The organism is Streptomyces sp. NPDC036984 (assembly GCF_055607665.1).
The window spans coordinates 72,678-85,846 of record NZ_JBVJRL010000028.1 but is presented as its reverse complement, the minus strand read 5'-3'; the positions used below and the strand labels follow the sequence as shown (position 1 = coordinate 85,846).

At 71.7% G+C, this 13,169-nt stretch carries 8 protein-coding genes; all 8 read right to left on the bottom strand.

The features are described 5' to 3' along the window. Nucleotides 1-32: 32 nt before the first annotated feature. Nucleotides 33-2,339: a non-ribosomal peptide synthetase gene (locus ACZ7DL_RS34195; RefSeq protein WP_470780257.1), complete on the bottom strand. Its 2,307-nt coding sequence runs from the start codon at nt 2,337-2,339 to the stop codon at nt 33-35. A gap of 342 nt (nt 2,340-2,681) precedes the next feature. Then, nucleotides 2,682-3,506, bottom strand: a complete 825-nt coding sequence (locus tag ACZ7DL_RS34190) for an SDR family oxidoreductase (protein ID WP_470780225.1) — start codon at nt 3,504-3,506, stop codon at nt 2,682-2,684. An 11-nt stretch (nt 3,507-3,517) separates the two neighbouring features. Beyond that, nucleotides 3,518-4,210, bottom strand: a complete 693-nt coding sequence (locus ACZ7DL_RS34185; protein ID WP_470780223.1) for a thioesterase II family protein — start codon at nt 4,208-4,210, stop codon at nt 3,518-3,520. An 11-nt stretch (nt 4,211-4,221) separates the two neighbouring features. Beyond that, nucleotides 4,222-4,923 carry an SDR family oxidoreductase gene (locus tag ACZ7DL_RS34180; RefSeq protein ID WP_470780221.1) on the bottom strand — a complete coding sequence of 234 codons (702 nt, stop codon included), beginning with the start codon at nt 4,921-4,923 and terminating at the stop codon, nt 4,222-4,224. Nucleotides 4,924-4,965: 42 nt separating this feature from the next. Next, nucleotides 4,966-6,216 carry a cytochrome P450 family protein gene (locus ACZ7DL_RS34175; protein WP_470780220.1) on the bottom strand — a complete coding sequence of 417 codons (1,251 nt, stop codon included), beginning with the start codon at nt 6,214-6,216 and terminating at the stop codon, nt 4,966-4,968. A gap of 20 nt (nt 6,217-6,236) precedes the next feature. Continuing rightward, nucleotides 6,237-7,634, bottom strand: coding sequence for an MFS transporter (locus tag ACZ7DL_RS34170; protein ID WP_470780219.1), 1,398 nt, complete (start codon nt 7,632-7,634; stop codon nt 6,237-6,239). 8 nt (nt 7,635-7,642) lie between these two features. Beyond that, nucleotides 7,643-11,242 (bottom strand): type I polyketide synthase, encoded by a 3,600-nt coding sequence (locus tag ACZ7DL_RS34165; RefSeq protein ID WP_470780218.1) that lies wholly within the window; start codon nt 11,240-11,242, stop codon nt 7,643-7,645. A 103-nt stretch (nt 11,243-11,345) separates the two neighbouring features. Next, nucleotides 11,346-13,013, bottom strand: coding sequence for a condensation domain-containing protein (locus ACZ7DL_RS34160; protein WP_470780217.1), 1,668 nt, complete (start codon nt 13,011-13,013; stop codon nt 11,346-11,348). Nucleotides 13,014-13,169 lie beyond the last annotated feature (156 nt).

Genomic DNA, 13,169 nt, shown 5'->3' with positions numbered 1-13,169 from the left:
CCGGGTTCGGGTGGCCGTCGATCCTGTGGTGCTCAGCTCTTCCCGAGCGCCGAAACCACCGAGCGGATGGTCGGGTGGCGGTACAACTCACGCAGGGGCAACGGCGGCAGGCCGCCGGCCCGCAGGCGCGCCCCGATGCGGACCGCGAACAGGGAGTTGCCGCCCAGCTCGAAGAAGTCGTCGTCCAGCCCCACCGGGACGCCCAGCACCGAGCCCCACACCTCGCGCAGCCTGGATGCCAGGTCGTCGCCGTCCGCGGGCGGGTCGAGCGGCTCCGCCGGGGCTGCCGGCCGCGGCAGCTTCGCCGCGTCCAGCTTGCCGTTCGTGGTCAACGGCAGGGCGTCCAGGGCGGTCACCGTGGTCGGCACCATGTATTCGGGCAGGATCTCGGCGGCCCGCTTGCGCACGCCCGACGTGTCATCGGAACCACCGGGCGCCAGCACCACGTACGCGTCGATCCGGGCGGTGGCCGCGTCGTTCGGATCGTCCCGGTGCACCACGACGGCCGCCGTGCGCACGTCCGGGTCCTCCAACAGCACCGCGCGGATCTCGTCCAGCTCGATGCGGAACCCGCGCACCTTCACCTGGCTGTCGATGCGCCCCAGGTGTTCCAGTGCGCCGTCCGGCCTCAGCCTGCCCAGGTCGCCCGAGTGGTAGACCCGGCCGCCCGGCAGCAGCGGGTCCTCGGTGAAACGCTGAGCGGTCAGGTCGTCCTGGTTGAGGTAGCCGGACGCCACCCCGGCCCCGCCTACCCAGATCTCCCCCGGCACACCCGGGGGCAGCAGCCGCCCGGACGGGTCCACCACGTACAGGTGCCAGCCGGGCAGCGCCGGCCCCACCGACCGTGACCCGGCCAGCGCGTGCCGCCGGGTGACCGTCTGGTGCGTGACGTGCACGGTGGTCTCGGTGATGCCGAACATGTTCACCACCCGGCACACCGACTCGGGGTGCGCGTCGAACCACGGCAGCAGCGCCCGCTGGTCCAGCGGCTCGCCGCCGAACACCACCAACCGCACCAGCAGGTCGTCGTGCGGTACTTCGAGGAGCTGGCCGAACGCCGACGGGGTCTGGCTGAGCACGGTGACCCGTTCCGCCGCCAGCAGGTCGCGGAACCTCTCCGGTTCACGGGAGACGAAGTACGGCACCACGACCAGCCGGCCGCCGGTGAGCAGACAGCCCCAGATCTCCCACACCGAGAAGTCGAACGCGCTGGAATGGAACAGGGTCCACACGTCCGACGACCCGAGCCCGTACTCCTCGCGGGTCGCGTCGACCAACGCGACGACGTTGCGGTGCGGCACCACCACGCCCTTGGGTCGGCCCGTCGATCCGGACGTGTAGATCACGTACGCGGGGTCGTCCGGCGACGCCGAGCCGGTGCGCGGTTCCGCCCCGGCCGCGAGTACGTCGTCCGGTGTCATCAGGGCGGCGGCGCCGGGGAGTTCGGGCAGCCGCGTGACCACCAGTCGCAGGTCGGCGTCCTGCGCGGTGTAGGCCAGCCGCTCGGCCGGATAGGCGGGGTCACTGGGCACGTAGGCGGCGCCCGCCTTGAGCACGCCCAGCAGGGTGACGACGAGTTCCGCGGTGCGCTCCAGGCACACTCCGACGCGGTCGCCGTCCGACACACCGAGCGCGCGCAGTCCGCCGGCCACCGCGTCCGAGCGTTCGTCCAGCTCGCCGTAGGTGAGGGAGACCTCGCCGTCGGTGAGCGCCACCGCGTCGGGGTTGCGGGCCGCGACCGCGCGGAACGCCGCGTCGATCCGCGTCGGCGTGGTCGTGAGCGCCTGGGCCGGCCGGCCCAGCAGGGCCACCCGCTCGCGTTCCGCCGCGTCCAGCAGCTCTACCGCGTCGGCGTCGTCAACGTACGGGTCCGCCAGTACCTGGCGGTGCACATGCGCCAGGTGCCGGGTGAACTGCTCGACCTGCGCCGGCGAGATCCGCCCGGCCTGGTGGTCGCAGCGCAACCGGGCCGTGTCGCCCTCGCGCCACGACGAGAACGTCAACGGAAACGGCGGCACGAGGCAGGGCCGGTACTCGGCGGTCCCGCGGTCCCCCGCGAAGTCCACGTCGGACACGAGCAGTCCGGCCGCGGCCGGTTCACCGGTCGGTTCGTCGGCGGCTCCGGGTGTCACCCGAACCGCGCCCCGGTCGGTGCCGATGACCGCCCAGCCGGGGGAGTCGACCGATGCGTAGCGCACCAGGGTGATCGCGAGCGCGGTGCGCCAACTGTCCGCGGTCCCGGCCTCGGACTGCGGCAGGACCAGCTCGAAGGCGCCCGCGGGCACCGGGTCGGGAGCCGCGGCCCAGTCCGGCACCGCCGCCGCCGCGACCGCCACCATGTCGGTCCCGCCCGGCTCCGCCGGCTCCACCGGGTCCGCACCGCTCAGCACGGCCGCCGCCGTCCGCAGACCGGCCGCGTCCAGGAATCCCCGGTCCGCCACCAGCACCAGGTCCGCGACGCCGTCCCGGTAGCGCAGCAGGGTGCACCGCAGGCCGGTCGCCGCCCGGCCCGTCTCGGCCTCGCGCCGCCGTAGGGCGACCGGTTCGGTCGACCCGGCGGGCACGTCCTCCACCCACAACCGGGACCAGCCGGGCACGTCCGGCGCCTCCGGGCGGACCGCCTCGGTGAGCCGGACGGCCAGCGCGTGGCATCGGGCACCTGAAAACACATGTCCTCCTGGTCAGTGAGCGGTGAAGCCGCCGTCGACGGTCAGCACCGAGCCGGTCACCTGCGCCGAGTCGTCCGACACGAGGAACACCACGGCCCCGGCGACGTCGTCGGGCTCGACCAACCGGTTCATCGGCTGCGACTGGGTGAACGCCGCCACGTGCTCGTCCGCCGGGACGTCCAGCGCGCGGGCGATCTCCCGCAGCATCCGGCCCTCGCCCTCGGCGGTGTCCCGCACATTGCCCGGGCACACCGCGTTCACCCGCACCTTCATCGGCGCGTAGTCCAGCGCCGCGGCCTTGGTCAGCCCGATCAGCCCGTGCTTGGCCGCCACATATCCGGCGAAGTGCCGGTAACCGACCAGTCCGGCGGTGGACGCGATGTTCACGATGCTGCCCGAGCGCTGGTCGCTCATGGCCTTGCCGACTTCGCGGATCAGCCGCCACGCCCCGGTCAAGTCGACGTCGAGCATCAGTGACCACTCGTCCTCGGTGATCTCGTGCACCTGCTTGCCCGAAGGCGCGGCGATGCCCGCGTTGTTCACCACCGCGTCGATCCGGCCGTAGCGCTCACCCGCCAGCTGCACCGCGTCCCGCACCGACGCGGTGTCGCGCACGTCCGCCTTCACGGTGAGCACCGACGCGCCCCGGCCCCGGCACAGCGCCCCCGTGTGCTCCAGCTGGCCGGCCGACCCCAGCGGGTACGGCACGCCCGACAGGTCCCCGCACACGTCCAGCAGCACGAGGTCCGCGCCCTCGGCGGCGCAGGCGACCGCGGTGGCGCGGCCGATCCCGCGGGCCGCCCCGGTGATGACGACGACTTTCCCGGTCAACCGCATCGACTGTCTCCCTAGCCCGTGGTGTCGATCAGCTTGAGCAGGTCGGGTGCCGAATCGGTCAGGTACATGTGCCCGCCGGGCAGCTCCACGTACTCGAAACCGGCGCCGGCCACCTCGGACCAGCGGGCGCATTCGGCCGCGGTCACCAGCGTGTCGTCCGACCCGCGCAAAGACGTGATGGGGGCCGGCAACCGGCCGTCGGTGCTCGGACGGTAGTTCTCGTGCATCTCCACGTCGGCGCGCAGCGTCGGCAGGATCAGCTCGCGCATCTCCGGATCCTCCAGCGCCTCGTGGCTGAACCCGGCGAACTGCGACACCCGTGCCAGGAACTCGTCGTCGCTCAGGCCGGTGGCGCGCTGGGGCCGCTGGGTGTGCGGTTCCGGCGACCCGCTGACGAACAGGTGCCGCAGCACCAGGCCCGGGTGCGCGGCCACCCGATGCGCCAGCTCGTAGGCCAGGACCGCGCCCATGCTGTGCCCGAACAGCACCACGTCGGTCAGACCGTCGAGCTGCCGTACCAGCTCCGGCAGCAGCTCGTCCGCCGCGACCACGGCGTCCCGGTAGGGCTCGACGTCGATCCGCCGCTCCCGACCGGGCAGCTGCACCGGTACGACGACCAGCCGATCACCCGCATGCGCCGACCACGGATGGAAGAACGAGGCTCCCGCCCCGGCGAACGGCAGGCATACCAGTGCGATCTTCACTTTTCTCCCCCTCAGGCAGGCTGGCCGATGGGCCTGACGATGATGGTGTTGATGTCCACGGGCGACGGCTGGCTCAGCGCGAACACGATCGTGTCGGCGACCTGGTCCGCCGACAGCAGCAGACCGTCCGGCAGCCCGCCCATCTCGTCCCAGAACGGTGTCTCGGTGCGGCCCGGCGACACCAGGGTCACCCCGACACCGTCGGAGGTGACCTGGCGGCGGGTGTTCTCCGCCAGGCCGGTGACCGCCCACTTGGTGATGCCGTAGATGTTGCCCGCCCCATACGCGTGCCCGGCGACGCTGCCCACCAGCACGATCCGCCCCTTGGACTCCTTCAGCGCGGGCAGCGCGGCCCGGACCAGCAGTGCCGGGCCCAGCACGTTGGCCAGGACCATCTCCCGCCAGCCGGCCGGGTCGCCTTCCGCGATGTCGTCGTGCGTGGCGAAGCCGGCGTTCGCGACCGCGGCGTCCAGCCGGCCGAACCGCTCCAGCGTCGCGGCCACCGCAGACTGGACCACGTCCCAGTCCCCGGCGTCGCCCCGCACCGCCAGCAGTTCGCTCGGGTTGCCGACCTCCTTCGCGAACCGGTCCAGCCGTTCCTGACCGCGTCCGACGATGGTCACCCGCTGCCCCTTGTCGAGCAGCCGCCGTGCGGTGGCGGCTCCGATGCCGCTGCCACCACCGGTGATCAGCGTGACGGGGGTGTCGGTCATGTGAAGCTCCAAGTTCGTCTGTCTGTGACTGGCGCGCGGGAACTAGCGGGGCAGCTTCGTGGTGTAGGTGATCGGCAGGCTGGAGACACCGCGGCCGACGGAGTTGTCGTAGAGCCACGGGAGCTCCTCGCGCGGCACCGCGAGCGCGATGTCCGGCAGCCGGCGCAGCAGGGTGTTGAACGCGATCTCGCCCTCCAGGCGGGACAGCGGGGAACCCGGGCAGAAGTGCGCGCCGTGGCCGAAGGAGAAGTGCCGGTTGCCGGTGCGCGTGATGTCCAGCCGGTCCGGGTCCTCGAACACCTTCGGGTCGCGGTTCGCGGAGCCGATCATCAGGTGCACGAACGCTTCCTTGCCGATGGGCACCCCGGCCAGCTCCAGGTCCTCGGCCGCGACGCGCAGCGTGCCCCGGTAGACGGGCGGCTCGTACCGCAGGAACTCCTCGATCGCGCTGGGCGCGAGGCTCGGGTCGTTGCGCAGCAGCTCCAGCTGGTCCGGGTGGGCGAACAGCGCCTCCATGCCGCTGGAGATCATGTACGCGGTCGTCTTGTGACCGGCGTTGATCAGCAGGATGAGGGTGGACACCAGCTCGTCGTTGGTGAACCGGCCGTCCTCGTCGGCGGCCCGGATCAGCGTGCTGACCAGGTCGTCGCCCAGTTCCATGGTGCGGCGCGCGGCCAGCAGCTCGTTCAGGTACTCCTCGATGCCGTCGCTGGCCCACTTCAGCTTGCGGTTCATCTCATCGTCCGCGTACGGCGCCCCGCTGAGCAGCAGACCCCACTCGTGCAGCTTGTCCCGGTCCTCGAACGGCACGCCGAGGAACTCGCAGATCACCTTCAGCGGCAGGGTCAGCGCGAACTCTTCGAACAGGTCGGCCTTGCCGTCGCTGAAGGCGTCGATCAGATCGTCGGTGGTCTCCTGGATCTTCGCCCGCAGCGCCTGCATCTTGCGCGGGGTGAACGCCTGCGCCACCAGTTTGCGCAGCCGGGTGTGTTCCGGGGCGTCCGCCGTGAGCATGTTGCGGATCAGGATCGGGCTGGAGTCCTTCAGCAGGTCCTGCCACCACGCCGGCGCCTTGTCCACGCTCTTGGACAGCCGCGGGTCGCTGAACAGGCCGCTGACCGTCTCGTAGTCCATGACGACGTACGCCTCGGCGCCGACGGGGTGGTCGATCTGGTGCACCGGGCACTTCGAGCGCAGCCGCGCCATGTCGGCGTGCCGGTTGGGGTTCGGCTCGGTGAAGAACTCCGGGGGCAGCTGCTCGTAGTGGAGGCCCGGCTGCGCTTCGGTGCTCATTCCTTCTCCTCCGATGATCGTCATACGGCCACTGATTCCGGGGCGGGCAAGTGGCGGATCTGCTTGGTGAGGGTGGGCAGCGCGGCGACCGTCGAGATCGTGCACATGGTGATGAACACCCAGGTGGGACCGGCCAGTTGGAAGATGGCGCCGACGAGGAAGACACCGATCGGAGCCGCACTCATGGACATGAAGAAGACCGCGCCGAGCACCCGGCCCTGGACCTTGTCCGGGGCGACGGCGGCCAGGTAGGAGAGGAACAGCGTGCTGATGATCGGGCCGCGGATGAACACCAGGGTGACGATGATGCCCAGCGGGATCACGCCGGGCGTGATCGCGAGCAGGATCGCCACCACCGGGCCGATCCACGCGCCGTAGAGCACGATCACCGACGGCTTCACCTTCTTGAAGACCCATCCGGCGATCAGCGAACCGAACAGCCCGCCCAGACCGGCCACGGCGAGCGTGGCGCCGATGAACGACTCCGACGCGCCCCGCCCCCGCGCCACCGCGATCAACGCCAGGAACACGCCGGAGTGGGTGAACGCCATGTTCGACCCCATGATCCAGATGATCAGCGGGCGCAGGATCGGTTGCCTGAAAAGGAACCGGAAGCCCTCGGCCGTGCCGCGCTTCTCCTTGGCCGCGCCGCTCGACTCGCCCTGCATCGGCTTGCGAACGAACATCAGGAGCACGGTGGAGATCAGGAACGACACCGCCGACGCCAGGTACGGGAACGCCCGTGCCACACCGAACAGCGCGCCGCCGATCGGCGGTCCGGCCACGGTCGCGCCGAAGTACCGGATCTGGTTCTGCGCGGTTGCCTGGGTCAGTTGGGACGCCGGCACCAGCGCCTTGATCGCGGCCAGGCCGGCGGGCTGCGACAGGCCGAAGCAGACGGCCGAGCCGAGGGCGATCGAGAAGATCACGACCATGTTCGTGTGGTCGGTGAAGATGAGCACGCTGAACAACGCCAGCAGCGCGACGCGCACCAGGTTGCAGCCCATCAGCAGCAGCCTGCGGTCCAGCCGGTCGGCGAGTGTGCCGGCCGGGAGGGAGATCAGGCTCGCCGTGATCAGCTGCGCCGAGCCGACCATGCCCGCGAACAGCGTCGACCCGGTGGTGGCCAGGATCAGCATGGGATAGGCGATTTCCGCGGTTTCCTTGGCCAGCGCGGCGAAAGCCTCGCTGCTCCACAGCGCCTGGAAGTCCCAGTTCTTGATCAGCGGCTTCTCCGCGGGCTCCGCAGCCGGAGTCTCCGCTTCGGAAGTCTCCGCTTCGGAAGTCTCCGGTGCCGCGGCGCCCGCTTCGGAAGTCTCCGGTGCCGCGGCGCCCGCTTCGGGTACGGCCTCGGGCGGGTCGGCTTCGCCCACCCGGTCCGGTGCGCTGTCGACGTGCTCGCGCGGTTCAGTGGACATCCACGGCCTCAATTCCGCTCCGGCGCGTGGCCGAGCAACGTGGTTCGCAGGTCTTCGGCGAGTTGGTGCACGTGTGGCTCGGTCAGCACCGACCAGTGGTCGCCCGGGACGGGGAGCACACGCACGCCTCCGCCGTACAGCGGAGCCAGGCGGGTGGTGAGCCGCTCCGCTCCGCGCGCGTCCAGGCCCACCTTGAACACCACGGCCGGGCAGTCCACCGCACGCGGCCGGTACGGCGCGAGCACGCGCGCCTTGTCCAGGAACAGCTTGCGCAGCGCGGGGTTGCGTCGCATCTGCCGACCGACCACGCCGAGGTTCAGCACGCCGGCCACCTGGAAGAAGGCGTGGCTGTACAGGAACTCCGGGTCGATGCCGACGGGCAGGCCCATCCGGCCCGGCATGAAGGCGTCGATGCACAACAGCACGTCGACGACCTCACCGCGCGCGACGAGCAGACGGGCCATCTCGTGCGCCACCACGGCGCCGAACGACCAGCCGCCCAGCGTGTACGGGCCCTCGGGCTGGATGGCGAGCACCGCGTCCACGTGGTGCGCCGCCACCTGGAGCACGGACCGGTGCGCTCCGTCCGCCGGGTCGGGCTCCAGCCCGTACACCGGGCGGTCCGCGTCGAGCCGGTCGGCCAGCGCCTGGTAGCTGAGGGCGGTGCCGGCGGCGTCGGCGGCGAGGAACAGCGGGCGGCCCGCCCCTTCCCGCAGCCGTACGGCGTTCACCGGAGTGCGCGTGGCCGGTGTCGTCGGCCGGTCCCGCTCGGCCAGCTCGACCAGGCGACCGAACGTGGGTTCGCGGGAGAACTCGGCCAGCGACACCACGAGCCCGGACTGCTGCCGTAGCCGGCTCATCATGTGCAACGCGTTCAGCGACTCGCCGCCGAGCGCGTAGAAGTGGTCCGCGTCGGAGGTGGGCGGCTGTCCCAGCGCCGTGGTCCACACCCGTTCCAGCGCCGGTCGCACCGAGTCACCGACCGGCACCGGTCGCGCCTTCGTCCGGACGGCGGCCTGCACCGGCTGGTCGCCGCCCGGGTCCTGGCCCAGGAAGGGGTGCGGCGGCAGGGAGCGGCGCACCAGGGAGCCGGTGCCCGCGAGCACGGTCTCCCCCAGCACGTCCACACCGCGCTCCCACAGCCCGCCCAGCGCCCGCAGCAGGCCGAGGTCGCCGTCCTCGGCGCGGCCCAGCATCGGCAGGCCGGAGCGGCTGTCGTCCCAGCGCCCGTTCCAGCGCACCGTGCCCAGCATGGAACCGCCGGGTCCCAACTCCAGGAACGTGTCGACGCCCGCGTCCAGCAACGTCTCCACGCCGGCGTCCAGCAGCACCGGCCGGGTGAACTGCGTGGCCCAGTAGTCGGGCCCGGCCACCGCCTCCGGGTCGGCCCACGTGCCCGTGGTGTTGGACACCAACGGCAGCACCGCGGGCGACGCCGGGGTGTTCGCGACGACCCGGTGCAGGATGTCCCCCGCCGGGGCCAGCAACGAGCAGTGCCCCGGCCGGTCCACGGCGAGCACCCGCAGGTCCAGTCCGGCCAAGGCGTCCCCGGCCAGCAGTTCGTCCACGTCGGACTCGCGTCCGGACAGCACCACGCCGCCGCGGCTGATCACCGACACCTCGACCGGGCTGTCCGGGCCGATCCTGCGCAGCACCTCGTCGGAGGTGCAGGTCACCGCGACCATGCGGCCGGGCGGTGTCTCGGCCCACGCCACCCGCGCCCGCTCGTACACCAGGGCGGCGGCGTCGGCGGGCGACCACACTCCGGCCAGGACGGCCGGTGCGTACTCGCCGATGCTGTTGCCGAACATGCCGACGGGGGTGATGCCCCAGTCCATGAGCTGCCGGCCCAGCGCGTAGCCGAGGGCGAACAGGCCGAGTTGCTGGTTGGTGCCCTCCTCGAACCACTCGGGCCCGCCGTCGGCCTCGGCCACCACCGGTGTCAGGTCGACGCCGCAGCGCTCCAGCACGGCGTCCCGGAGCTCGTCGAACCGGCGGCGGAAACCGGGCAGCAGCCGATAGGCGGGCGCGCCCGCGTTGTACCGCAAGGTGCCGTGCCCCGGGAAGAGGAACGCCACCTTGCCCAGCGGTCGTTGCACCGGATCGCCTGCGGCGGCCAGCAGGTTTGCGGCGTGCGCCGGGTCGGACACCGCGAGCGCCTGCCGGTGCTTGTGGACGCGGCGGCCGGCCAGGGTGCGGGCCACCGCGCGCAGGTCCGGCTCCTCGCGCACCGCGTCGGCCAGGTCCGCACGCAACTTCGCCAGGGCCTCCGGCGTGGCCGCGGACAGCGGGAGGAGCGTCCCGCCCGGTTGCGGTGCGGCCTGGTCGCGGGCCGGCGGGCCTTGCAGGACGACGTGCGCGTTGGTGCCGCCCACGCCGAACGAGCTCACCGCAGCCAGCCGGGTGCCACGGTCGGGCCACGGCTTGTGTTCCGTACACACCCGGAACGGCGTGTCCGCCAGGTCCAGCATCGGGTTCGGCTGGTCGAAGTGCAGGCTGGGCACCACTTCGCCGTGTTCGAGCATGAGCACGGTCTTGATGAACGAGGCCACGCCCGCCGCCGCGCCGGTGTGGCCGAGGTTGCTCTTCGCGCCGCCCAGCAGGCAGTAGCCGACCTCGCCGGTGGACATGCGGAACGCCTCGGTCAACGCCTGGACCTCGACGGGGTCGCCGATCGGGGTGGCGGTGGCATGCGCCTCGACGTAGTCGATGTCGCCCGCCTCCACGCCCGCGAGCTTCTGCGCGTAGCGGATGACGTCCCGCTGGCCGGGGATGGAGGGCGTGGTGTAGCCCATCTTCTCGGCGCCGTCGTTGTTCAGAGCCGAGCCGAGCACCACCGCCGCGATCCGGTCGCCGTCGGCCAGCGCGTCGGCCAGCCGCTTGAGCACCACCACGCCGACACCTTCGCTGGGCACGGTGCCGGTGGCGGACGCGTCGAACGGCCGGGTGTGTCCGTCCGCGGACAGCGGGCCGCCCGGCTCGTGCCAGTAGCCCCACTCGCCCTTGGGCGCCACGGCCACACCGCCCGCCAGCGCCGCGTCGCACTCCCGGCTCAGCAGGCTCTGCACCGCCATGTGGATCGCGACCAGCGAGGTGGAACATGAGGTCTGTACGGTCAACGCCGGGCCGCGCAGCCCGAGTTTGTAGGCGACGCGGGTGGCGACATGGTCCTTCTCCAACCCGAGCACCCGGTCCAGAGGAGTGAGGTCCAGCCCCTCGCCGGAGTGGGTGCGGTCGGCGCCCGCGTACACGCCGATCCAGCCGTCGAACCGGGTCGGGTCCAGACCGGCGTCGTCCAGAGCGGACGATGCGGCCTCCAGGAAAACCCGCTGCTGGGGGTCGATGCGCGCGGCCTCGGCGCGGCTATAGGCGAAGAACGGCCAGTCGAAGTTCGCCGAGCCTTCCAGGACGCCCTTGGCCGGCACGAAGTTCGGCTGTCGCACGTCGTCCGGGTCGGCGCCCTTGGTGCGCACCAGATCCTCGACGTCGAACCGGGTGATGCCCTCCACGCCGTTGCGCAGCAGCTCCCAGAACTCCTCGACGTTGTTCGCGCCGGGCAAGCGGCATGCCATCCCGACGACAGCGACCGCATTCTCGGTGTTGGTCACCTCGTTCCTTCCCCCTCCAGGTGTGCGACCGGGTTCGGCGTCCCGTGGTCCGCCCGCCCTCGTGAGGCGGGCGGACCACGTACGTCGGCTCAGCGAGGCAGGGTCAGCTCCGCTGCTCGCCGGTGCGGCGGTCGCGCACCGCGCCCATCAGCCGGTCGCGGCTGCTGCCCGGGCCGCCGCTCGTGCTCTCGGCAGGGGCGGACAGCAGCTCCGCCTGCCCGCGCACCGTCCCGGCACGGAACAGGTCGACGGTCCGCAGCACCCGCCCGGACTCCTGGTTGAGCCGCTCCACGAGGACCACCAGTCGCAGCGAGTCGCCGCCCGCGTCGAAGAAGCTGATGTCGTCGTCCACGTGGTCGGTCTTGAGGATCTCCTGCCAGATGGACCGGACGAGGTCCAACCGCGCGGCGGGGTCGTTCAGGTCGGCCTTGTTCGCGGCAGGCTGGTTCAGCACGTATTCCTCCGGGGCGTGTGCGAGGTCGGTGGCGCTGCGGCGCATGGCCGCCAGGAACTCCGTGGTCGTGGTCTCGGTGAACAGCGCCGCTGGGTGATTCAGAGACAGTTCGAGCCGGTCCCGTCCGGTGGTCCGGTCCAGGCGGACGAACAGCGCCAGATCCCACTTGCTGTACTCCGGGCGCAGCGGCTGGAAGCGGCCCACCACGTCGGGGGCGAGCTCCAGCGGATCCGGCGCCTCGGCCAGGTTGACCAGGACCGGGGTCAGCGGGGGGCGCGCCATGTCGCGGTCGGGGTCGAGCGCGGCCGCGATCGCGTCCAGTGGCACGTCCGAGTCGATGAACGTCTCCATGCCCGCGATCCGCGCGGTCTGGAGCAGCTCCCGCCACGAGGTGTCGGGTTCGATCCGGACGCGCAGCACCAGTGTAGTCATGAACATGCCAATGACGTCCGCGGCGGCAGGATCGTCCCGTCCGGGCCAGACGACCGCGAACAGGAAGTCGTTCTGCCCGGTGGTCCGGGCGAGGGTGGCGGCCAGCAGTGCCACGCCGGCCATGAAGACGGTGCAGCCCTCCTGCCTGGCGACGTTCAGCACCGTCTGGGTGACGTCGGCGTCGAGCAGGATGTCCGCGGTGGCGCCGATCATCGACAGCTCGGGATCCTCGGGGTCGCTGTCGTAGGGCAGCGCCACCGTGGTCGGCGCGCCGCGCAGCCGTTCCACCACGCCCGCGACCCGCTCGGCGAGGCCCTCGTCCTCCGGCCCGCCCTGCACCTGTGCCGGGTGCGGCGGGGTGGGCAGCTCCGGCTCCGCACCGCGGGCGAGCGCCCGGTAGGTCGTGCCGATCTCGTCCACCAGCAGCTGCCGGGACACCCCGTCGAACACGATGTGGTGCACGGTCAGTACGAGCAGCGTGCGGTCGGCGTCGAGACGGATCACCTCGGCCCGCGCCGGCGCCTCCTCGGCGAGCTCGAACGGTGTGTAACAGAGCGCTTCCACGAGGCGCTCCACCTCGTCGGCGGACCAGTCGTCGGCCACCGCATCGGTGAAGCCCACCTCGGGCGCCGACCCGTCGGTGCAGTACTCGACGCGCAGCGCGGCGGCGTCCAGCCGGAACCTCGAACGCAGGGCGGGATGACGTCCCAGCGCGCGTTCCACGGCGGAAGTCAGTAAGGAGCAGTCGACGGGTCCGGTGAATTCCAGGACGCTCGGCAGCAAATAGGTCGGACGCAGTCGTTCGATCCGGTCGAGAATCCAGATACCCTGCTGGGTCGGCGTCGCCGGATACCAAGCGCCTTGGCAGGGACGAGAACTATTCATCGGGCTGTTCATCCCTCGCCCGTGTGACGAGGGGGCGCCGCGGTAATGCCCAGGCGTGGGCATGCGGTAACGATGGCATGATTTCCCCCCTAGAGATTCCACCTAAACGGGAGTGAATGCCAGCGTGCCCCCGTTGATCCCTGTCGGCGAGCCAGT

Bases quoted from the DNA above. Each gene is read 5' to 3' on its own strand.
- ACZ7DL_RS34180 (WP_470780221.1), bottom strand. From the start codon at position 4,923: ATGACCGACACCCCCGTCACGCTGATCACCGGTGGTGGCAGCGGCATC.
- ACZ7DL_RS34195 (WP_470780257.1), bottom strand. From the start codon at position 2,339: ATGGTGGCGGTCGCGGCGGCGGCGGTGCCGGACTGGGCCGCGGCTCCC.
- ACZ7DL_RS34160 (WP_470780217.1), bottom strand. From the start codon at position 13,013: ATGAATAGTTCTCGTCCCTGCCAAGGCGCTTGGTATCCGGCGACGCCG.
- ACZ7DL_RS34175 (WP_470780220.1), bottom strand. From the start codon at position 6,216: ATGAGCACCGAAGCGCAGCCGGGCCTCCACTACGAGCAGCTGCCCCCG.
- ACZ7DL_RS34190 (WP_470780225.1), bottom strand. From the start codon at position 3,506: ATGCGGTTGACCGGGAAAGTCGTCGTCATCACCGGGGCGGCCCGCGGG.
- ACZ7DL_RS34170 (WP_470780219.1), bottom strand. From the start codon at position 7,634: ATGTCCACTGAACCGCGCGAGCACGTCGACAGCGCACCGGACCGGGTG.